Here is a 24034-nt window from a genome sequence, read left to right as displayed (position 1 = left end):
TTCGTCATTTTATGTCGATGATTACCAACCCGGATTTTGGACCAGGGCCTGATTTAGTGTGATCTCACGGGATGGGATAGGATATAAAAGATTCCTTTCTTCCACATTTGCATAGGTTAATGTATACCAGGATGCGGTCAGCGGTTGAACCGCATTGTCTGATTGCATCATGGCCAACGTTTGCTTCATTTCAGCCATGTACATTCCCCAGCGGATGAGGTCAGGTTTTCTTAGAGCTTCGTAAGCCAGCTCTCTCATTCTTTCGTCGCGAATCACTTCCAGGAAACTGTCTTTTGAAGCAGTTTGGGTATTTGTAAGATTGGCATCTTCTGCTTTGTAAACCGTTGCAACAGCGCTAGCTCCGTTGCCACCCCCACCGCTAAAGGTTATGGCGGGTGCCGATGTGTATTTACCCCTGGTGGCGCCAAGCCCATTTGCCGGATCGGGACTGAGCACAACTGCTGTTACTACACCGCCTGATATGGTAGCTGTGGCCACAGCACCGCCTGCACCAGAAATAGTAACCAAAGGTGCGGTGGTATACCCCGATCCTCCATTGGTAACCGCAATATTTTTAATACCCTGCGACCAGGCCCGTCTTCTGATCTTGTTAACAGCTTCAACAGCATCAACGGTAGCAAGCCCCTTGGATTGGGTTTCTGCTTCTGCATACATCAATAAAACATCAGAAAACCGCAGGATAGGGAAATTCTGAGGGGTATTGTAAGCTATTTTCGGCACTACTTTCTCGTATTCCCTTCTGAATTTCGCAGCATATCGGGTATAGATATTCGTATTTGCGGGGTTGTCTAAAAGCCCCTGACTAAAAAACACCTTGGCCCCGGTAGTTGCATTATAGGTAAAAGTAGAAATGTTCCAATCCCTGCGGTCATCTCCTGGTTCGTATTTCCGGTATAGCTTGGCCGTAACCTGGTGCATCCCGTAAGCACCCCCTACGGTGGCATTTGTTGTGGCAATGCCAATCAGACTGCCAATAGCACCAAAAGTATTGTTACTGTTTGAGTTGTTGCCATAAAATTCAGCTTCCCATATACTTTCACTGACATCATAAGTGTCATTGGCATAGCGGATAAAAATGTTTTTATAATCCGGGTTCAAAGTATGTGCAGCTTCGGCATCATCGATTACTTTTTTTGCCCACTTGCTTGCTTCGGCATATCGCGATACATCATTTAGGGGGTAACCCGCCATATACAGATTTACACGCGCCAGCATACCCCGCACGGCAGATCTACTGATCCTGCCTCCAAAACCTAAAGTACGTATGGGCTGTACCAGATTTTCAGATTCTTCCATGTCTTTTACAATCTGGGCATATACTTCTGCAGCAGTTGCACGGGGCTGTCCGGCGCTTTCAGGAGAGGTAGTGGGCAGCAGTACAAGGGGTACACCTCCAAAATTCTGCACCAGCATAAAATAATAATACCCCCTTAAAAACAGTACCTCCCCGCGAATGATCTGCCTTTTGCCTTCATCCATTGTGGGTTTATGAAGGTTGGCAAGCAAAGCATTTGCACGGTCTATACCGGTATACATGCCTTTCCATAACGCCTCCAGTTCCGAATCACCGGCACCGTGTGAATTGGTGCGCATGCCTATCTCCTGCCGTGCATAAAATGCTTCATCGGCACACATATTCATTTTGGCCGAATATACACTGCCATAAACCGGCCTGGAATATAATGGAACGTATACTCCATTTAAAGCCAGGTTAAGATGCTCTTCCGTCTGGTAATAATTTTCCGGGGAAATGAAATCCTGCGGATCAGTTGCCAGAAATTTCTTGCATGAACTTGCGCTTAAACAAGCTATGATCATCAGTAAATAAGTGATCTTTTTCATGATAATATCTTTAAAATACATTTTAAAAAGTTGCATTTAATCCAAAAACAATGGTCTGCGCATGTGGATAGGCCGAGTAATCGAAGCCCCGGGTTAAAGCAGAACTCTTAACCGAGACTTCGGGATCCAGTCCGGAGTAATTTGTCCAGGTAACCAGGTTTTGTGCTGAAGCCTGAACTGAAAGGCTTTTCAGATATAGTTTACTTATAAACCTTGAAGGGATCTGATAAGCCAGGGAGACCGTTTTTAACCGCAGATAAGAGCCATCCTCAATCACCCGGGAAGAACCATATGCTGTTGGCCCCTGACCACCCACCCTGAAGTTTTTATTGCTCGGGTTTTCAGGCGACCACCTGTCTGCCCAGGAAGCGAACTGGTTCAGGTGATAGGCATACTGAGAATTGCCTTCGAACACCAGTCTGTTGCCGTTAAAAATATCGTTTCCGGCCGACCACTGAAAAAACACATTCAGACTTAAGCCTTTATAAGAGAAATTATTAGAAAAGCCACCGGTATGTATGGGTTCAGCCCTGCCAATTACCATCTGGTCAAAACCGTTAACAATCCCATCACCATTCAGGTCTTTATATTTGATATCGCCGGGCTGGATAGCGGCCCGGGAATTGCCATTGGTTGGCCGATCCAACTTAAGCGAATAGAGGCCGGGCACGGGGTTATTAAAATCTTCATACTGGTATACGCCATCAAAAACATAACCGTGAAACACAGATATCGGTTGTCCTACTTTTGCTATCCATAAAGCTGGGGCAGGCGAAAAACCACCGGAAACATCCGAAAATAAAGTACTGGATTCTGTCAGTTCAAGAATTTTACTTCTGTTAAAACTGATGTTAAAATTACTTTCCCACCTGAATGAATCGGTATTGATGTTAACCGTATTCAGAGCGAATTCCAATCCTTCATTTTTTATTTTCCCGATGTTCTTGGTCGTGTTTGAATATCCGGAAATATAGGGGATCTGTGCGTCAAGCAACAGGTTATCAGTCGTTTTCCGATACAACTCCGCCGTCAGTTCAATTCTGTTTTTGAACAGGCCCAGATCGTATCCTATATTGCTGGTGATACTGGTTTCCCATTTAAGGTCCGTATTCCCTAATTCGGATAACCAGGCGGAACTTTGCTGTGGGGAATCATTAAAAGAAACACCGTTCACAATCTTGTCAAAACTGATCCGGTTGTATGTTTCATAATTACCGATCCGGTTGTTACCAGACAAACCATGGCTTAACCTCAATTTGGAATTGGATATAAACGGAACAGATTTCATGAAACTTTCGGCGGTCATGTTCCATGCAAAAGCTGCAGATGGGAAATACCCCCATTGATTTTCCGGCCTGAATTTCGAAGAACCATCTGCACGGGCAACAAGCGTAAGCAGATATTTGGATTTGTAGTTGTAATCTACCCTGCTAAAAAAAGACATCAGTTTATTGTCGCCACCACTGGCCGTGATAGCTAAAGGCGTTCCTTCATCAAGTCCAAGCATTCCCAGTTGTTCGTTAGGAACAAACTGCGAAGTAGCCCCATAGGTATTTGTAGCCACTCCTTCCAGTGAAAAGCCTGCCAATGCGGTGAGTTTATGATCTTCTTTAAAAGTTTTTTGATAGGTTAGCGTATTTTCATTTGTCCAGGTATTGTTTTCAGCAAAACTGAAATTGCCGTTTACCCCCCTGGTATTGACCGGACTGGCAGACCCTTGCGGAGTGAGAGAGTTATAAAAAGCTTCACCTCTGACGACGCGTTTTCTATAGCCTGTTCTTGAATTGAAAGCCAGCTCTTTGATGAAGTTATAAGTAAGATAAGCATTTCCAACAATTTCATTGTTGATGGTTTTCCGGTATGTATTTTCTGCAGTTATAACCGGATTTATGCGAACATTACTGGAGTTTACAGCCACATCCGGATCGAACAGTTCCTCTTCCAGGTTTACATTTTCATTAGCCGAAACGGGCCTGTAGCCATACACGTTGGCAAATATATAATTAGAGATCGATGCCGTGCCGGTACTGGAAGCTGCCCCCAGCCCAAATGAAGTGGCGCTGCTGTAATTGGCATTGAAACCAACTTTCAGCTTCTCGCTTACATCCTGGTCTAAAGAAACCCGGGCCAGCGCCCGGTTATAGCCTGAGTTGATCATCAGTCCTTCCTGGTCGTTTACCACACCCGATACCGAGTACCTGGTATGTTCACTGCCACCGCGGATGGCAAAATTATGCGTTTGCATTGTGCCCCGGCGAAAGATCAGGTCCTGCCAGTTTACCCCGGCCACATTACGATAAGATTCCAGCGTTTTGCCATTGGGAAAATAAACCTGGTTCACCAGGGCAGTGTTGATCATTTCTGACTGCATCTTAACAAATTCATAGGGGCTCATCATCTCCATTTGTTTTCTCAGTTCCTGTATACCCAACGAAGTGTTCAGCGTAATAACAGGCTTTCCGGCTTTCCCTTTTTTGGTCTGGATAACCACCACTCCATTGGCCCCTCTGGCCCCATATACAGCCGTTCCGGAAGCGTCCTTTAATACGGTGATCGATTCTATATCATCCGGATTTAAGGAGTTACTTTGGAAGCTCTCCATGGCAAAGCCATCAATCACATATAAGGGGGCTGTGCTTTGCGTAAGTGAACCCGAGCCACGGATAACAATATCCTGTGCGCTGCCCGGCTGCCCATCACTGGTGGAAACCTGTACACCCGCTACACGGCCAGCAAGTGCCTCAGTAAAAGTAAAAACAGGGGCTTTAACCAGGTCGTCCATTTTAACCTGTCCAACAGAAGCTGTCAGGTCTTTTTTAGTTGTTGTGCCATAACCGATCACCACTACTTCGTTAAGGCCTTTAGCATCGGTAACCAGGCTAACATTATAATTGCCTGCGCCCGAAAAGCTGATTTCCTGTTTAATGTAGCCAATAAAAGAGATTACCAGTGTGCCTGTATTTTGCTGTGCAGTCAGGGTAAAACTTCCGTCGCGAGCAGTTACCGTACCATTGCTGGTCCCTTTGATCAGCACATTTACCCCCGGTACAGGCAAACCTTTCTCATCTGTAACTTTTCCTTTAAGGACAACCGGGGGCGCAGGTTCTGCAGCTTGCTGCAGCTCAGCATCATGCGTTTTTTTTATGATCAACACGTTTGTACTGATCTCTTCATAGGTAAGGTTACTGCCCTTAAACAGTTCATCCAGTACCTCTACCAGCTTCTGGTTGCTTTTATGGAAGTTGATCTGCTTAAACCCGGCAATATCTTCGCTTTTGTAAGTGAAGCGTATTTTGGTATTCCGTTCAATCTGTTTAAGTGTTTCCTTTAAACTGGTATTCTTTAATTCAAGGGATACAAATACCTTGTTCAGGTCCTGACCAACCAGGGTATTTGCCTGAAGTACTCCACTAAGCGTTAAAAAGCATATCAGATAAAAAAGTTTCATAATAACATGAATAAAGCACGCCTCCCGGCACTTTGTAAAGATTAAATGCATAGTTTTGAATGGTTTTTAATAATTCTCGAAATGGGTTATTAACTAATCATACCGCTTTCCGGCTGGTACCCGGAAGCGGTCTTTTTATTTTTGTCTGGCTCCTTTCATGAATTGCTGTTTTAGTGAATAATCGATTGACTGTCTGGTTATTTTATAAGGTATTGGTTGTTTTTAAATTCGAGCTTTGCATCGGTTAGCCTGCACAGGATCTCGAGCGCCTTTTTGGCCCCGATATCCCTGTTAAATGAGGTGGTTACCAGGGTTTGCTTCAGTTGTGGGTTCATTACAATGATTTCGGTGTTATAAACCCGCTCCATGTCACTGATGATGTCGGCAAAGCTTTCGTCTTCATAAGACAGGTAACCATATTGCCAGGCCCCCGCATGGTTATTGTCTGCAGCTTTATCTGTCTGGTGGATTTCTTTTTTATCGATCTTGACTTCCTGGCCCTTAATCAAGGTAGATACCACCTTATCCGATTTCATGACCTGTACTTTGCCGCGCTTTACCGTTACAGTAATGTGTTGCTGCCCCTCATAAGCTTTTACGTTGAAAGCAGTGCCCAGGACCACGGTGGTTACATCGCCGGTATGAATGATAAATGGCACCTTATCTGCATGTTTTACATCAAAATAAGCTTCACCATTGAGGTATACCTCGCGTTTTTTCTCGTCAAAATGTTCAGGATAATTAATGGTGCTCGAAGCATTCAGCCAAACCTGTGTGCTATCGTTCAGTAACAGAAACTTATGTTCTGCCCTTTCTGTAAATTTCTGTACAATGGCAACTTCTGGCGTAGTTCTTTTGAGCCTCCACAAGCCTACTGCCCCAAAGGCGATCAGCAGTAAACATGCTGCTGCTGCTATCCATACGGGCTGCGCTCTTTTTTTTAACGGTTGCTCATGCGGATCGCCAGCCGCCTCCTGTAACCAATCCGGTTCCCTGAGCACAAGCTTTCCTCCCTCATCAATATAGGTAAGAGAAGGATTATTCTTTTTGATCTCATCGTAAGTGCTTTTTATGAGTTCATTAATTTCGCTGTCGTGCTTTGCAGTGTGGATCAACTGGAAAAATTCCTCCAATTCCTTCCGGGTACACCTGTTGGTGTAGTATTGCATAAAAAGGTAGGCGATGCGTTCTTTCATCTGAAGCTTTTCTATATAGTAGCTTCAGGTGGCAGCGCTTTCCTATCCGGATTTTAGCTGTATTTACAAAAAATACGTAATTACCTGAAAATCAAACTTAAAAAATCACGAATACTCGCAGTTGCGGAAGAGAGGTGATTCTTAACAGTATGTTGTGATATCTTCATTTCGTCGGCAATATCCTTATAGGTTTTGCCTTCGCTTGTCTTGAGCAGGTATACCTGCTTTCTTTTGAGGGGCAGCTGCGCTATGGCTGTTGCAAGCACTGCATTAAACTCCTTTTCTTCAATGCGGGCAGCGCCATCCTGTTCCAGGTCTTTCAGCGCCAGCCAGATCTTTTCTTTCAAACGGTCATCGGCAGATACCTTACGGAGATGCCCGATTACCTTAAAACGGGTAATGCGGAAAAGGTAGCCTTCAATGTTATTGATCTCGTGCAGCTTCTCGCGCATGTTCCAGAGGCTCATAAAAACTTCCTGAATGATGTCTTTGGCCACAAAATCATCTTTAGACAATCTTAGCGCAAGCGTATAAAGCGGATACTCATATGCCCTGAACAGGTCGCTGAATATCAATTCCAGGGCCTTGTCTTTGGTCAGGACATCCTTATGTTCTATTTTTTCCGGCTTTATCATTATCAGTTTATGTGTCCCCTAAGTATTGGTGTACGTACACGAATTATATCCAAGGTAGGAAATATTTTGAAAGAAAAACACAACTAAAATTAAATTTGTATGATCTTTAAGTTTAATTTGTAGCATTTAACTTGCATACGTGTTAAAGTTTATATTGTATCTTTGTTATTATTGTTAATACGTCTATCAATAGATTTACTTTCAAAATAGCATTATAAGAATCTGTAAATCAAAAAACTACTTTCAAAAGCAACTTTAACTCAATGAAAAAATTTCTTTTATGGCCCGCAGGTATTTTGGCCACATTCTCGCTTATTGGTGTTGTTAGCTGTAACACAGAAGCTAATAAGCAGAATTTGACAGATACATCTAAGGTTACGTCTGCGCCAGATACCAGCCACATTGCACCATCTACTGGCTGGACCTATTCCGAGAGTGAAGACAAAATGACATCAAAGAAAACTTATCATGCTAGTATTGATGCAAAGGAGTTGCTACATTTTGATGCTCCTTACGACGGAGGCTGCGCAGCTGTGCTTTTTGTAAGAAAAATGGCTGGAGAAACTGATGTGTTTGTCCAATTCTCAAAAGCGCAGTTAATAATCGATTCTTACGATGGATCAAACTTCAGAGTAAGATTTGACGATAAACCTTCATCTACATACACATTCGTTAGTGCATCTGACCACAGCTCAGATGTAGCTTTTTTAAAAAACACCTCTAAGTTTCTCAAAAATTTAAAGAATTCGAAGAAAGTAATTATTGAAATGGAATTTTACCAGCAAGGAACCCGTGCAATTGAGTTCGACACTGAAGGCCTTCAATGGAACCATTAATCCGATATTAAATTTCATTTATCAGGCAATAATAAGGATGCCACATGTTTGCGGGTCAAACAACAAAACGGGCTGCAATTGATTGCAGCCCGTTTTCAATAAAAGTTATCAGAAACGCAGTTACCTTCTTTTTCTGTAAATCAGCAATAAGGTTGCAGTAATAAGTAAAGAGAATGGCAGTATGCCAAAGAAAAATATCCTGATGGCCAGTACGCCATTGTCATCACTGCTGATGACATCCTGAGATTTAGGCCGGTAAGTATTGACCGGAAATTCGCCGCCGGTAAACCACCTGAATGTCTCGGTGATGAGGTCAAAGTTTCTGGTAACAGGCCTTCCCCTGGCAATTTCAACTGAACTCATAAAATCTGCATCTCCCGCAATCATGATCCGCTGTTCCTTATCAGCGATCCTGCGGGTAAGTGCAAGTACTAAAGGGTGTTTTTGCTGATCGGTTAGAATTGGTGTAATGTTAAAGGCTGATGCTGAAATGGTATTCAGGCTTACTGCCCCAGGCATGGCAACAACCCCATCAGCTTGCCAGGTACTATTGTATTTCTTAAAATACGGGCCCGCTTGTTCAGAAAACTTAGCCAGAATAAAATCAGGTGCAAAATCCCTGCTTTTCTCTATCACACTTTCTTTGTTCATTCCAATGCCTAAATGAGCCAGCAAGGGGCTCAGAAAAGCTTGCCTGCCCGGTTCAGTTGTAATCAATAAATTTCCACCACGGTCTATATAGCGCTTAATTTTATCCAGATCGGAGGTTGAGAAACTAAGTCCGGGATCTGCAATAACCAAAACCGAGGTTTTTGCAGGAATGTCCCGCGTATGCAAAGAAACAGTGTCTACATCGAAACCCTGATTAATCAACGCATACCTGAAAGTCAGCTCTGTAGTAGCAACCCTATATTCTTTATCACCTGTTTTGTAAGTACTGCGTTCATCATGCCCAGTCAGAAAAACGACCGCAGGAATTTTCGAAGGCATTACGATGCGTTTGATGGCAGCTGTAATTTCCTGCTCACTGGCATACATCATCATGTCATTAAAATAGCGCAAAAATGTTTTCTGATCACCATAACTCAGCTGCCTTACAACCCGGTTTTCTTCGCCACTCAGGTTCACTATTTTTCTGATCTGAGCTGGTGTCAGAACGGATTCAAAATTTAAGCCGTAAACATCGGCCACACTCTTTGCCAGGGCCTTCTCGTCCATCCCTGGATGACTTTTATAAAGGTTGGCATTTTTCGAAACATCATAATAATACACATAATCCATTTTCAGGTCGGGCATGAAGCGCCTGTATTGCATCAGTGTTTTTTCATCTGCGCTTTTAACTTCTGGTTTCGCCATGTAATAATTCTCATCAAGAATGTTCACATAAGTAGTAACCCTGAGCGGCTTATCCATTGTTTTGATGAGGGCCACACTATTTGCATTCAGTGTGCGCGTTTTTACGGCGGTAAGGTCCAGATAAGCGGTGAGCGAAGGCCTTGAGCTGATATACCCGGCAACAAAACATACAAAGATTAGCGCTGTATAGCGCAATAGCTTTACCCGCAGGGGTTTTGCCTCTCTTCCGGCCTGGAGTTTAATCCCGGTCAGCATTAAGAAGAAAAAAATCACGATCAGGAAATAAGCGACGTCTTCGGTACTGATTAAGCCACTGATAGCCTGCTCCGTTCTGCCAGAGATAGAAAGAAAATAAGTTACATGCCTGATGAGGTCTACGCCCTGTAACAAGCCGCCTATAAAGTTAAGCACACCCAATATACCCAGTGTACTGATGGCCGCCACCACCTGGTAAGACGTGAGGGAAGACATAAACAATCCTATAGCAGCGTAAGCACAGATCAACAGATACAGGCCAAAAGTTCCGGCAAAAACCTGTCCGTAGTCCATGTTTTTTATGGACAATCCACCAGCTACCCCAAAAAGTACGACGATGAATATCAGAATTAAACCATACGCCATCATAGCCAGATACTTACCCAATACAATATCCCTCACCTTAACCGGGGAAGACAGCAGCAGCTTAATGGAACCACTATGGGTTTCTCTACTGATGAGCCCCATGGTTAGTAATGGAATATATAAGTAAAGGGTATTTTTTACACCGGCAAAGAAACCATAATTTCCACCAAAGATCTTATCGGTGATCTCTGTAAACTCCTGCCCCATTCTTGATGCCCTTCCAATCATCTGGATAAATTTGGTGATGTCTAATCCTGCCTGAATAGGAAAGATCATTAATACCAGCCAGGCTACGGGAGAGTAAAATAAAGTGCTTAGCTCAAAACGTGCAATTTTAAAAATTGTTCTCATCTTTATGCGGTGTGGTTTGGTTTTTTATTTGACAGTTGAGCAAAAATGGTATCCAGCGCGCTCTTTTCAAGGTTAATTTCTCTGAGTTTCCAGCCCTGGGCCACACTCGTTTCTACTATATTTTCTGTGATGTCGGGTGTGGTGTTAAAATGCATCCTGATGGTTTTATCGGTTATGTATTCCACATTATTGATCCCAGGCAATGAGGCTAATTTTTCTTTTTCCGGCGGATTGCCAAAAGTGACTACCAGACTGTTCGGTTCTATATAATTATTAAAGGAATCCATTGTATCTGAAAACACGATTTTACCCCCTTCAATCATAATAATATCGTGGCAGGTTGCCTGGATTTCGGCCAGAATATGGGAAGAAAAGATGACCGACCGTTCCTCTGCTATTTCTTTAATCAGGTGCCTTACCTCCAGGATCTGGTTAGGATCAAGGCCATTTGTTGGCTCGTCCAGAACAACCAGTAAGGGCTGGTGGATGATGGCCTGGGCAATCCCTACACGCTGCCGGTATCCACCAGATAAATTCCCTAACAACCTTTTACTGAAATGGGCTACACCACATTTTTCCTTGACCTCGTCAACGGCGGCTTTGATTTTATTAGCGGGAATATGTCTGAGGTTTGCGCAGTAAGTCAGGTATTCATCTACTGTAACTTCCAGATACAAGGGCGCGTTCTGTGGTAAAAAACCAATGCGTTTTTTTGCCTCTGCAGGATGCTCTCTTGTGTCAAAGCCTTCAATCACTACCCTGCCCTCTGTCTGACTTAACACGCCGCAGAGGATATTCATGGTCGTAGATTTGCCGGCACCGTTGGAACCCAATAAACCAACAATTCCGGTTTTATTGATTTCAAAGCTAATGTCTTTAATGGCCCAGTCTTTACTATACCGGTGTGAAAGCTGCTCCAGCTTTACGATACTTTTTTTCATATGGGATTTTATTGTAAAATGCGCTTAGGGATTTAACTGCCAGTCCGGGTTCATTACAGAAGCCGCCGGCCAGATTTGCCTCAGGTAGTTCGGGCTGTTTGGCGGTAAAATGTATTCCCGGCCTTCAGCTGTGTGTTTAATCGTTTTCGCAAACCTTGTTTCTTTATTTAAACGCTTCAGGTCCATTAACCTTAGTCCGGTAAAGGCCAGCTCCCTCCTGCGTTCTTCAAGCACAAATCGCAGTACTTTTTCAGCATCGTTGTCAAAATCTGCTGGTGTAAATACTTTATAGGCTGCCGGCACGATACGGTTTTGCCTTAACAGGTTTACATCATCCAGCGCCCCTTGAAGGTTGTTGGTTCTGGCGCTACATTCTGCTCTTGTCAGGTAAACTTCAGGCGTATTCAGGGCATTATTAAAAAAATCTCCGCGAAGAAAAATCTTTACCCCATACCTGGTCATGTAATTGAAAGGCGGTGCCGGCGGCCAGCCATTGGCATAATAAAGTGTCCAGCGTTTATCGTCGTTGCTAAACAGCGCTGTTAATTCAGCTGAAGCACATACGTCTTGCCCCAAACCAAACGGACGCAGAAAGGTACGGGCAACAATTGCTTCCGGATGGTCAATCCCCCGCGGCACATCTGTCCAACCCACCGGGGTACCCGGTACAAACGGAAAAGGGCCAGGTATAATTACCTTATAATTGTTCATGTTTGCCAGGGTGCTATACAAGCTGAGTGTTTCATTTGCCTTCTCCAGGGCTTTTCCGTACTCGCCCATAAACAGATATACACGGCTCAGGAGCGCGTAGGCCCCTGCCTTCCTGCCCCTGAATCTATTGAGTTTTGCATTAAGGGGAAGGTCATTGGTTGCTGATATCAGATCTGCTATAACCTGATCATATACTTCCTTAACGGTATTTCTGCGATGTTTGGCACTGATGTCTGCTTCGAGCACCAGAGGTATGCCGGGTTCGGTTGCGGCTGTAGCCTGGTCATAATGCTGCGCATATACGTTTACCAGCAGTAAATGTTCAAGCGCACGCCCCAGCAATGCTTCGGCACGGATACTGCGCTTATTTGCTTCGCTGCCGCCCTGTGCCTCCATGATGTTGTTGATCACGGTATTGAAATAAAAGAGGCGTTTGTAGCCCTCGCTCCACAATACGTCGTTATCACCCTCGCCAAAAGCATTCTTATCGAACTGATAAATCTTCCGGTTGCTTAACCTTTGTTTGGTATACAGGTTACCAGGCTCGCCCTCAGGCAAAAAAGCATCATCCGTAATAAGGTCCTCATAGTAATCGCCGTAGGTGGTCACCGTAGCGAAATTCAGCATGTTTTCATAATCCTCAACTGTAGTTGGAATGAATTTATCTTTAGGCACAATATCAAGGAACTTCTTACAGCCCAACAGCGAAAAAAGTACCAGTGCTATATACAAATATTTTATTTTCATGATCATATCTTTAAAAAGTGACATCTATACCCAGCATATATACCGGGGTTACAGGTAATGTTCTATAAAATTCCGATGGCTGCGCAAAATAGGCTTCAGGATCAAGCCCTTTCGAGTTTCTGAACCAGCTGAACGGGTTTTGCACCTGTAAAGTAAGTCTGGCAGAAGAGACCTTTGCATTTTTTAGCAGTGTGGAAGCAAAATCATACCTCAGGGAGATATCGCGGACTTTAACATAATCAGCCTTAAAAGTGTTCATGTCGTTCATTCTCCAGACCGACTGATAATAGAAGGTAGAGGAATTGCCGAGATCAGGTGCAGGCATGATGCCCGGTATATTTTCATCGCCTGGGTTTCTCCAGAAATTGAGTGCCCGTCTGTCCATATTCCGGCTAAAATTGCTGTTCTGAATAATTTGTGGCGCAGCATCGCGGATGACATGGCCACCATTTGCAATGATCATCACATTCAGACTAAGCTGTTTATAGTTGAAACTATTGGTAAACCCAATGGTATAGGTAGGCAGCAGGGTACCACTGAAAACCAACCCGTTCACATCTGTCATGGCTTCTACATACCCCGCCTGCTGATTGTAGTTTTCAACGATGTTTCCGTCTTTATCGTAAACCCTGACGGTCCCATTGGTTGGGTTTAACCCTGCATACCGGAAATTGAATACACTCTTCATCGGGTAGCCAACCTTTTCCATACCGGTTCCGTTGGTATAATTATATACCGATTCGTCGTCTGTACTGATTTCAGTCATCTTATTGCTATTGTGGCTAAAAGACAGCCTGCTTTGCCAGGTAAAATTAGCCGAGCGGATATTGTCAGTATTCAGCGCCAGTTCGTATCCCCGATTGTGCAAACTTCCGTAGTTAATCAGTGCTGTCTGATAGGCATTGGTAGGATCGGTTCTGCGCTCACCAAGCAAATCGGTCGTTTTGCGGTTGTAAATGTCTATTGATCCTGATATCCGGTTCTTAAGGAAGCCAAAGTCGAGCCCGATATTGGCCACCGCGGTTTTTTCCCAGCGAAGTGATTTATTCGGCGGGCTTACGATTTGTGTAACAGGGGCCCCGGTATCGGAATTGAAATCTGCGCTGGCCTGCAGAAATGGCCCAACACTTTTAGCTACGTTACCACTTAAGCCATAGGTAGCACGAAGGTTCAATACATCTGCCCAGGAAACATTTTTCATGAAGCTTTCATTAGAAATCTTCCAGCTTCCACCGAGCGACCAGAGCGGCAGGTACCTGTACTTTGGATCTGTACCAAACAGGTTGGAGTTGTCTACCCGGATACTTCCGGTTATGTTGTATCTGTTGTTATAGGTATGTCCGGCATTGGCATATAACGACACGTACCTGTCTTCCGGGGCCCTAAAAAAGTTGTATTCGCTGTAATTGTATCTAAATGTACTTTGTAAAGATTCTGTTCCGGTTAAGTTACCTGCCAGGGCCTGTTCATTGATCGGTTTAAAAATAAGGTTGTTATCACTGTAACCCATCCGATGTACATTTGTTGAAGTTGAAGCTACTGCCCTTTGTTCGGCGCCGGCCAAAGCCGTAAAACGGTGCCGCGAACTGAACTGCTTGTCGTAATTCAATTGCGCACGCAAGGTATATGACCTGGATTCGCCCCTCGATTCATAAAGCTGCCCGCCATCAGGTATATTTTTGATGACCTGACCGTTCTTGATCTGTGTAGCATCATTGATCATCCTTGCCACCCTGTAGTAGTCTTTACTCTGGTAGGTTTTGCTGTAAAAACTTCCCCGTTCAGTCTGGTATTTCACGTCCAGGTTTAACCCTTCCATAAACCTGATATTGAAACCACCCTGCAGCCTGATGTAGTTATTCTTTGAACTGTTCTCCCCATTGTTCAGCTGGTCAAGCGGATTAAAGGTTTCATCGAGCAGGCCCAGCCCCTTAAGCCTGTTCATTTCAAACTGGGATTTTCCATCGCTCCAGGGTACGGTATTGCCATTTTCGTCTCTCAGTATTTCGTATGGCATATAGTAGGTATAATCCATGCCGCCCAGCAGCTTAAACTTCGAGGCAGCCAGATTTGCGGTAATACCTGCATCAAGAGTAAGCCATTTGAATACCTTTGCATGATCTCTGATGTTCAGGTTCAGATTATCGCTGTTACTCCCTTTATTATACCCTTTGTTACCAATGTAATAAAGGCCTGTACTGAACTGGTTCATTTCATTGCCACCAGTGGCCGAAAAACTATGCTGCTGTTTAAACATCCGCTGAAGCATCTGCTCTTTCACCTGCGCCGGGCCATCCAGGCTTTTCAGGCGGTCCAGCGTTGCATTCAGCTGCGCCGCAGTGATATCTCCTTGCTCAAACTGGTAAAGCGCCTCAATGGCTTTAGGCTGTGCTGCCCGATTAACACCATCATCAAAACTCGGGTGCTTCATATTAAACAATTCCTGCTGAAGACCAACCACCTCGGCAGAGTTCATCAGGTTAAGGTAAGAGAAGTCTGGCAGCGGGGTAACAAACAACGTACTGTTGTAATTTACCCGCAATTGTTTTGCAACACCCAGGCGGGTAGTAATGGAGATTACCCCGTTTGCGGCCCTGGTTCCGTATATGGAAGCTGCAGCAGCATCTTTCAAAACAGTCACATTGATCACATCGGCAGGGTTAATGTAGTTCAGGTCCCCCTCATATGGAAAGCCATCCACTACATAAAGCGGTTGCTGGTTTCCATACAAGGTTGACAAGCCCCGTATCGTTACTGATCCGTTTTGCATATAAAGTCCGGGTACAGTGCCTTCCAACCTGTCCAGGATACTGGTTTCCATTCGGGTGTTTAATTTTTTCTCGGTCACAATCCCATACGAACCGGTAGAACGCTCCAATGGTAAAGTCTGGTAACCGGTGCTGATCGTTACCTCGTCCAGCTGCCCCATTGAAGGTTCCAGCTTCAGGGGAAAAAACCTACTGTCTGCCTTAACTTCAACCGGCTTGTAACCAATAGATGAAATCAATAAAATTGCATCCTTATCCAGTCCGGAAATCTCAAAAACACCTTTGCTATTTGTAAGAACGATGAGGTTAGTTCCCTTAACCTTTATGGTTACACCTGGTAAAGGGTTGTTATTTTCATCTAATATTACCCCCCGTATATTGGATACTTTAAACAGGTCGGTAATTGTGCTGAGTGTTGAATTTAATACCCCCTTTTCTTTCTGTCTGATCACAATTGTCTTGCCATCAATAGTATAAGTAAAGGGTTGGTTGGCAAGCAATGTATTCAATGCGGCCTTTAACCCGGTGCTGTTAAAATTAACATTTACAGGCTTTGCTTTTATGACCTTATCTGGCTGCCATAACACATTGTATCCGGTTTGGATCATTATTTCCTTAAATACTTCATCCAGGGCTATATTGCTTTTGCGCAGTGTTACCTGTTGTCCGTAGCTGCTGGCACTTACCTGCAGCAAAGTGCTTAGGAGTATAAGGAAAGTTAATTTCATAATAAATAGAATTTCTTTTACATGACCGGGCAGGCCATATAAAATTCTGTTGTAAATTTTATACATTAGTTTGTGTGGTTGGTTTAGTTGATAATTTATGGGTGTCGTTGTAGTAGAATTTATTTCGTGATCAAAATCCTCCTTCCTTCGATTTTAAAGTTTACAGCACCGGTCTGGCTAAGCTTATTCAGCAACTCACCCACATTCCGGAACCTGGAAATCCTTCCGCTGAACACTTCTCTTTTTACGTTCTGATCCAGGTATACCGCTTCTACATCATACCATCTTTCTACTTTTTTCATGATGCCTTCAAGCCTGTCCTGATCAAAAATAAAGAGCTCATTTTTCCAGTCAATAACAGCGCCGGTATCGACCTTGCTTATTGTAATCCTGTTGTTTACAAAGAGTGACTGCTCTCCGGGTTTAAGGACCACAGGGTTTACATCCTGCCGGGTTGCCTCTGCTACACCTGTTACGCGAATCCTGCCCTCCAGCAAAGTGGTTCTAACCTGGGGTTCTCCGGTATACGCGCTAATGTTAAAATGCGTTCCCAACACCATTACCTCCTGCTGCCGGCTCTGTACACTGAAAGGGGCATGTTTTTTGGCAACCTCAAAATATGCTTCGCCTTCCAGAACAACTTTGCGCCCGGTCCTGTTAAATTGTGAGGGAAAGGAAATCTTTGAGTCGGCATTAAGCCAGACTTTGCTACCATCGGGCAGGGTGAACTGGTAAGTACCTCCACGAGGTGTTGATGCAGTGACCATCTGAACCCCGCTATTGTCGTCCGAAGCCGTTTCAACTGTTGTACCATCATTGTACCTGATCTTCTCCCTATCAAAAATGACCCCGGTTTTCGCCTCATTAAGGCTAAGGGTCTTTCCGTTGGAAAACATCAGCATTGCAACGTTTTTACCTGGGCCGATATGATTTGCGTCACCTAAATTGTTTTGCCTGTTGTTGATCCGGCCCGGATCTGTGAAAAAATAGATACCTAAAACAATGCCGCAAATTGCAGCCGCAGCTATTGTTATACGCGGCCAGAGTTTTGTTGTTCCGGGCCTGCTAATTTCTGCCCTGCTAAAAATTGCCTGTTTTATCCTGTTTTCCATCCCCTCCTCAGTCTCATCGGTAAACAGTTCGTGATGCCCATCATCAAAAGAGTTATACCACTGATCAAATTCTAACCGCTCTTTATCAGTAATTTTCCCTGCCAGCCATTTTTTGGCCAATATTAATAAAGTATGATTTGGTTTGTCTGCCGGCATATGTGATCCCTTTTATTACATAACCGTTTCAGAAATGAAAATCCCTTAGTTGGCCAATTTTTTTTTAAAAACAAAGAAACAATACCAGCTCAAGCAGACCGCCCATCTTGCCTCTAAGCTGTTTCTTAGCTTTGGCCAGATGCGCTTCTACAGTCTTCTCTGAAATGTTCATTTCTTCTGCAATCTGTTTTTGAGAATAGCCCTGTTCATGCTTGAGCCTGAACACCAGCTGGCATTTTTCGGGAAGTGCGCTAATAGTCAGCTGGATTTTTTGCCTCAGCTCTTCAAGATCAGCAGCTCGCAACATGCTTTCATCAGCCTCGGTGTAAGTAAAAGAAAGTTCATTTTCATATTTGCTTACATTGGCCCATTTCCGCATCACATCAAGAATTTCGAATTTCAGGGCAATTGCAAAGTAATTTTGAAATCCGGTTGTTAACTGAAAGCTTTCTCTTTTGCGCCAGAGGTTTAAAAATAAATCCTGAACAATTCCCTCAGCTTCTTCCTGATCGCCCAGGCGCTTATGCGCAACAACAAAGATCTTACGCCAATACCTGTTATAAATTTCTGTAAAAGCGGCATGATCGCCCTGCTGTAACAAACTGCTAAGTTCCTGGTCAGTATATTCGGTGTAGGCAACCATGGCATAAGTGAGTTAAAAAGGGCTACAGAATACCTATAACCCTTTTATTAATTTTTTCTGAAAACTTTAACACAGGGCTATACCAGTATTGAAAAAGTGTTCCTCGATGAACCAAAGTTAAAAAAGTTTTATGATGATTTGAAGAAAATAGCACTAATTACCTAAACATAGTGTAGCATACCAGTTGTACCGTTCCCTTCGTTTCAATCACTAACGGAGAAATTTAACAAAACTCCAATCTGATCCGGGATTTAATGCAAAATCTCAAATGGCGGATGCAAGGCCCGCCAATATCAGTTCTCAAGCAAGGCCAAAAGTGCTTTTCCCACAGCACGGGCCGACTGCGGATTTTGTCCGGTAACCAATCGTTGGTCTGTTACCACATGCTCTTTCCATGGGGCAGATTTTTCGTAAACCCCGCCGCGTTCAATCAGCTTATCTTCCAATAAAAACGGCACAACCTTATCCAGTTTAACCGCAGCCTCCTCTTCATTGGTAAAACCGTTTACTTTCTTACCTTCAACAAGATACTTGCCATTGTTTAATCTGATGTTGACTATACCGGCCGGACCATGACAAACAGCTGCTACAATCCCCTTATTTTCATATATTTTACCTGCAATAGCAGCAATAGCGGTGTTATCAGGGAGGTCCCATACAGCACCGTGTCCGCCGGCATAATAAATGGCCGCATAGTCTTCAGGTTTGACATCAGCAGGCTTTAAACTGTTGTTAATTTTGTTCTGATAATATTTATCTTCCCAAAACTCCTTATTCTCGCTATCGGTTAAATCAAAACCATCTACAGGGGGTTTTCCTCCTTTTGGACTGACAAAGTCAATTTCATAGCCCGCTTCCTTTAATACTTTCCAGGCATGGCTCACTTCCGCCAGGTAATAACCGGTAGGTTCACCTGTACTTCCTTTTTTATCGTGGCTGGTTACCACAAACAAGATTTTCTTTTTCATCGTATTTGCTTTTTTTGATTGTGCTGCAGCAACAGAGCATAAAAAGATACTGCATCCCATCATTATTGATTTAATTAAATTCATTAGCATAACAGTTTTGTGTTTTATTTGTTAAATCTGATTTCACAAAATTGAGATAAAGCTTGCTGCACAAAAAGGGAACTGATCACAAAATTAGTGTGATTACAATCACATTAAGGGTGATTCAAACGGCTTAAGGTTTCTCTTGATACACCCAAATAGGATGCAAGCAAGGTTTTAGGCAGGCGTTGAACTAAGATAGGCTGGAGTTTAAAAAGACGATTGTACCTTTCCTGAGGGTTTTTATTGAGCAACAGCAAAATCCGCTGTTGTAGCGCTACGTAGCCGGCGCTGGATTTTTTCCGAAAGAAATCGGAAATACTATGAAGCTCATTGCAAAGCTTTTCTTTATTATCTCTGGATAAAACCAGCAGTTCACAATCCTCGATGCAATCTATGGCAATAGTAGCAGGAGTATGGTTGTTAAGTGCCTGGTAGTCTGAAATCCACCAATCTTCCATAGCAAACTGGAGGATATGTATTTTCCCGTCATCATCCGTATGGTAGGCTTTTAGTAATCCGCTAACTACCCAATAATCATTCAACACTTCACTATCTTCCTGTATCAGGAATTGATGCTTCCTCAACCTTTTCCTTGTGAACATCGATTCAACATATTCAAATTCAGCATCTGTTAATGATGTGATCTTTTCTATATGCTGTCGTAAAGCTATATTCATTTGGAAAGCCTTTTCTTTTTATGTGTGGTCAGGGGTAAATTTACGAAACATATTGATGCAGCGTATCCTTTATACCTTGAATGCTTTGGCGGCAGGCATCTCCCATTTCTATTTTCGCTTTTTTCATGCGTATTACGATGTGGTAGTAAGCGCCTGAATTAGCTCCGTTCCTGGTGTAAAACTAGCATATCAATTTGTAGCCAAATCCACGATGATTGATGATCTGCACCAGCGGATCGGGTTTAAGATATCTACGTAAACGCGATATGTAAACATCCAAACTTCTTGAGCTAAAGAAATCATCATCCCCCCATACCTGAACCAATAAATCTTTGCGGGTCAGCAATCTGTTACGGGATTGATACAGTACTTTCAGTACTTCCCCTTCCCTCGCCGAAAGTTGCCGGGATAATCCCTGATGTAAGAGTATCGAACGTTTAACGTCATACTGATATTCCCCGATTTCCACAACACCATTCAGTATTCCATGCTGTTCCAGTAAGCGGTTCCTGGTAAGCAAAACTCTAATTCTTACCAGCAGTTCGTCCATATCAAATGGCTTTTTTAGGTAATCATTTCCCCCCGACTCGAACCCGTTTAATACATCCTGTGGCATTGACCTTGCAGTCAGGAAAATAATCGGGGTTGAATCGTCTTCAATTCTTATTTTCTTTGCAACTGCAAGTCCGCTTTCACCAGGTAGCATTACATCCAAAATCAAAAGGTCTGGTTTAACTGCTAAATAGTTGAAATAAGCCTCATTGCCATCAGCAACACTGCTTACCTTAAAACCCTGGTTTTCCAAAACATCTTTAATGATCCCGGCAAGATTTAACTCATCTTCTACTAATAAAATATGACGGTTTTCATTATTCATTGTGGTAATATAATCAGAAAAGTGCTACCAGATGCATCTGACTTTTTTAGTGAGATGCTTCCGCCATGCTTTTCAATAATGCTTTTAACATAATTCAGGCCTAAACCATGTCCTTTAATTTTATGCCCTCCGGTTTGTGGCACCCTGAAAAACTTATCAAAAATATATCTTTGATATTGCAGTGGAATGCCAGGGCCATTGTCTTGTATACTAATTTCTATCCCATGTGCCACCTCTCTGCAGCTAATCAATATATTTGGTGTGTCAATGGCGTACTTAACTGCATTATCTACCAGATTGCTAATACTTTGATACAGGCAGCTTTTGTCGGCAAATATTTTTCGCTCTATTTTGTAATCCAGATTAATGAGGCATTGTTCTGATTGCGCAAGGCCAACGTTTGCAATAATACTGCTGATCATCTCCTTCAAATCGAAACTCACCGGATTGATCTCAAACTTGCCATTCCCAAAAACAGTAATGCTTAGCATTTTGTCAACCATATCTGAAAGCCTCCTTAGTTCATTAGCGGCAACCGTCAGGTATTTGGTTCTTTTCCCGGCTTCTGTTTCCGCATCATAATACCCCATTCCCTGTATTGCGGCAAGTGTTGTGGCAATTGGTGTTTTCAATTCATGAGAAATATTACTGATAAAATCATTCTTCATATCAGCAAGTTTTCGTTGTTTAAGAATCAAAAAGAGCATGAACACCATACAGAACCCCAGGAATAGCATTAGCAACAGAGAGCCCACAATGCTTACTGCCATTTTTTTAAGCACATAAGCCGATTGCGTCTTCACAGCAATAAATAAAAGCGGACTATTTCCCAAAAGGATATCATTTGGATTATAAAGAAGCAATTGGCTGACACAAGCGCTATCCATCGACTCATTTATTTCTTTTTCATATTTGTTGAGGGCCTGTACCTTTAAAGTTAAAGGCGCATCTGGAGGTACTATTGGCACCCGGTTGCGCGCCCCTCCTTTTAGATTCGGATCTGGGTTCTCTTTCCTAATATCGCTCACATCGTTAAAATGGCGAATGTTGTCATTAAACTGAATCCCATTACGAATAAATACCTCTTTTGAAATCCGGTTTAAAACATAGGTATCTGCATACAGATTTTGATAAAGGGTCATCAATTTTGTCTGCAATTCTTCATTTCCCGACTGGGCAGGATAATCCTTAACCCCAATCAAAGTAGAATACAACCGGTTTAGCTCTTCCAAAGAGAGAACATGTATTTTTTTTTGCAGGTAAGCAATTGGATCTTTTTTGATGGATACGGTGTCTTCCGGCCTAATCGGATAAATAATATATGCGTTATTCCCATTCCTGTAACCAATGGTCAGCCCTTTACTGTATCTAAAAATCCGATAATTGAAATCTTTATCTGACAAGAGTAGATTTCCTAAAAGGCTTCTTACAGTGTCTGTTTTTAGCAATTTATAATTAGCTATAGTTTCATCAAACGCTTTTCGCAGATTAATGTTAAACTGTTGCTTGCTCACATGATAGCTATTACGCAGCCACATTACCTGGAATACAAGTATTCCCGCTATGGCCAGGCCCACAAGTACTGTTAGTGCACGGATATTCTTTTTTATAGGCTGTTCCAACTTAAAACTTTTTTAAATGCATAAAATTTTCAATGGCTTTTACCACAGCCCCCAGGTTCTCCTGGTTCCTTATTCCCCCGATAGAATTGCTCATCACATTTCCCAAGGGGTTAATCAGAAAATGCGACGGATAGCTTTTAAAATTAAATGCGTTATTCAGTATTGCCACTTCATCTTTGGTCAGGTTAATAAACTCAGCATCAATATGGTATTTGTTTTTTACATCCATCATAACCTGTTGTGGCGTATAAACAGTCATAAATATAAATTTAATTGGTTTGCCCTCAAAAGCACTAATCATTTTAGGGTAATTTGGCATCTCTTTCATACAGGGGCCACACCATTCTCCCCAAAAGTCAAGATAAAGGTAATGCCCCCTTTCCGCTCCAAACAAGTTTATTAAGCGTTCTTTTAATTCATAGCTTACATTAATATCTTTTAACCGATCCAGGATATTATAACTTACAAAGCCCTTCATGGCCGAACGGTTTTTTTCATCGATTAATGTTTTAATAAAGGAATCAGTTGCAATTGTTTTATACCGATGTTCAACCGATATAAAGTTACTGACATTCTTAAATTGGGGCTGATACACCTGGTAGTACATAATTTGTTGTACAATACCATTTGATAAACTGTCGATTTTATTTAAAAGTACTGGTGTAAGGTTGTAGCCATTCTGTTGTTTAATCCTTTCATATATTGGATTAATATTGAGGATAATCCGCTGGCTGGTGTTGAGCACATCAAGAAAGCTGTAATAGGCAGAATTTGAGAGTGCAGCGTTGTTATCAACAGGTATTTGCTTTATGAAATTAAATAGCTGATTGACTGTAATGGATTTATTTTGTTTGCCGAAGAAGGGGAACAGCATCAGTTCCCTGGCGGCTATATAGGTAAGATGGTTGCGTTGCCAATTTGCGAACAGGTTATGTTTAACATTATTTTCTTTCAAAAAAGACGATAAAAATGTTAGTTCTTCATTTAATCGCTTCAATCTGTTTTCTGCAAAAATGCTGTCAGGCTGTGTAGGATCACCTATATTAGCTGAAAAAATAAATTTATGCTGATTGAACGCTTTTTGAAAATCGAACATCAATTGGTTCATATCTGCCATATGGCCATCTGTACTTATTTTATCGTCATTGATATTAACGATTAAACGCTTCCCCGATTCAACAAACAAATTAAGATAGGTATCCTTGAAATTCAGTTCTACATCACCCGGAAAAGGTTGATAAAGCTTAACATCATAGGAGCCGTCTGACTTTAATTGAAATGCCTGTTTGTGCGACACACCATTCAGGTTGTAAGTGGAAAATGTGATAAAATTATCGGTTCCACCCGACTGGAACCCTAAAACTTTTCCGGAAATGAGTATACTGTCCTGTTGAAAATAAGGTTGTGCTATAACATCAACCTGAAATTGCAATATTCCTCCAATAATTAAAGCCTTAAATAATTTCATAATCCTTGTTTACAGGATTAAACTTAATGACTATGGCGCCTAAATAAAAGTGTGTTTAGGAACGTTAACATTCAGCAGGCATTACTACATTCTCTTCGCCAATGCCCAGTACAGCACCCAGTAAAAACTTTTTTCCTCTTTCATCTTTTGTATTTAATAGCGATGGACTATACCTGTCCCTCTGGAGAAAAAATGAAAACGCATGCTGGATGGTTGAACAGAGGGA

The 24034-nt window shown here is 42.6% G+C and carries 16 protein-coding genes; 1 reads left to right on the top strand and 15 read right to left on the bottom strand.

The window, feature by feature from the left end; all coding sequences use genetic code 11:
- Positions 1–21 precede the first annotated feature (21 nt).
- The 4 genes from ABIE26_RS01320 to ABIE26_RS01305 form a co-directional block, all read right to left on the bottom strand.
- Positions 22–1863, bottom strand: coding sequence for a RagB/SusD family nutrient uptake outer membrane protein (locus ABIE26_RS01320; RefSeq protein WP_310140954.1), 1842 nt, complete (start codon positions 1861–1863; stop codon positions 22–24).
- A gap of 22 nt (positions 1864–1885) precedes the next feature.
- Complete coding sequence (locus ABIE26_RS01315) at positions 1886–5311, bottom strand: SusC/RagA family TonB-linked outer membrane protein (RefSeq protein WP_310140956.1); 3426 nt, start codon at positions 5309–5311, stop codon at positions 1886–1888.
- Between the two features lie 197 nt (positions 5312–5508).
- Positions 5509–6507, bottom strand: a complete 999-nt coding sequence (locus tag ABIE26_RS01310; RefSeq protein WP_310140958.1) for a FecR family protein — start codon at positions 6505–6507, stop codon at positions 5509–5511.
- Between the two features lie 80 nt (positions 6508–6587).
- Positions 6588–7142, bottom strand: coding sequence for an RNA polymerase sigma-70 factor (locus ABIE26_RS01305; protein WP_310140959.1), 555 nt, complete (start codon positions 7140–7142; stop codon positions 6588–6590).
- Between the two features lie 263 nt (positions 7143–7405).
- On the opposite strand from ABIE26_RS01305, the gene ABIE26_RS01300 reads away from it, so the two are divergent.
- A complete protein-coding gene (locus ABIE26_RS01300) occupies positions 7406–7978 on the top strand; it encodes a hypothetical protein (RefSeq protein WP_310140961.1) in 573 nt (190 codons plus the stop codon).
- Between the two features lie 120 nt (positions 7979–8098).
- On the opposite strand, the gene ABIE26_RS01295 is transcribed toward ABIE26_RS01300, so the two are convergent.
- The 11 genes from ABIE26_RS01295 to ABIE26_RS01245 all read right to left on the bottom strand — a co-directional run bounded on the left by ABIE26_RS01295 (position 8099) and on the right by ABIE26_RS01245 (position 23808).
- Positions 8099–10306: a Gldg family protein gene (locus ABIE26_RS01295; protein ID WP_310140962.1), complete on the bottom strand. Its 2208-nt coding sequence runs from the start codon at positions 10304–10306 to the stop codon at positions 8099–8101.
- A gap of 2 nt (positions 10307–10308) precedes the next feature.
- Positions 10309–11247, bottom strand: coding sequence for an ABC transporter ATP-binding protein (locus ABIE26_RS01290; protein ID WP_310140963.1), 939 nt, complete (start codon positions 11245–11247; stop codon positions 10309–10311).
- A gap of 24 nt (positions 11248–11271) precedes the next feature.
- Positions 11272–12705, bottom strand: coding sequence for a RagB/SusD family nutrient uptake outer membrane protein (locus tag ABIE26_RS01285; protein WP_310140965.1), 1434 nt, complete (start codon positions 12703–12705; stop codon positions 11272–11274).
- Between the two features lie 10 nt (positions 12706–12715).
- Positions 12716–16201: a SusC/RagA family TonB-linked outer membrane protein gene (locus tag ABIE26_RS01280; protein ID WP_310140966.1), complete on the bottom strand. Its 3486-nt coding sequence runs from the start codon at positions 16199–16201 to the stop codon at positions 12716–12718.
- Between the two features lie 119 nt (positions 16202–16320).
- Complete coding sequence (locus ABIE26_RS01275; protein WP_310140967.1) at positions 16321–17469, bottom strand: FecR family protein; 1149 nt, start codon at positions 17467–17469, stop codon at positions 16321–16323.
- 64 nt (positions 17470–17533) lie between these two features.
- Entirely contained in the window at positions 17534–18112 is a 579-nt protein-coding gene (locus tag ABIE26_RS01270) for an RNA polymerase sigma factor (protein ID WP_310140968.1), read from the bottom strand.
- Positions 18113–18405: 293 nt separating this feature from the next.
- Positions 18406–19080, bottom strand: coding sequence for a type 1 glutamine amidotransferase domain-containing protein (locus ABIE26_RS01265; protein ID WP_310140969.1), 675 nt, complete (start codon positions 19078–19080; stop codon positions 18406–18408).
- A gap of 194 nt (positions 19081–19274) precedes the next feature.
- The gene (locus ABIE26_RS01260) at positions 19275–19841 is read right to left on the bottom strand and encodes a Crp/Fnr family transcriptional regulator (RefSeq protein ID WP_310140971.1); all 567 of its coding nucleotides are present in this window, start codon (positions 19839–19841) and stop codon (positions 19275–19277) included.
- A 181-nt stretch (positions 19842–20022) separates the two neighbouring features.
- A complete protein-coding gene (locus ABIE26_RS01255; protein ID WP_310140973.1) occupies positions 20023–20718 on the bottom strand; it encodes a response regulator transcription factor in 696 nt (231 codons plus the stop codon).
- Positions 20715–22340, bottom strand: coding sequence for a sensor histidine kinase (locus tag ABIE26_RS01250; RefSeq protein ID WP_310140974.1), 1626 nt, complete (start codon positions 22338–22340; stop codon positions 20715–20717). Before ABIE26_RS01250 ends, ABIE26_RS01255 begins: the two co-directional genes overlap by 4 nt.
- A gap of 1 nt (position 22341) precedes the next feature.
- The gene (locus ABIE26_RS01245; RefSeq protein WP_310140977.1) at positions 22342–23808 is read right to left on the bottom strand and encodes a TlpA family protein disulfide reductase; all 1467 of its coding nucleotides are present in this window, start codon (positions 23806–23808) and stop codon (positions 22342–22344) included.
- Positions 23809–24034 lie beyond the last annotated feature (226 nt).

Origin of the sequence: Pedobacter africanus, from assembly GCF_040548825.1 — a bacterium.
Taxonomy (GTDB): Bacteria; Bacteroidota; Bacteroidia; order Sphingobacteriales; family Sphingobacteriaceae; genus Pedobacter; species Pedobacter africanus_A.
This window is presented reverse-complemented; position numbering and strand designations above follow the sequence as displayed.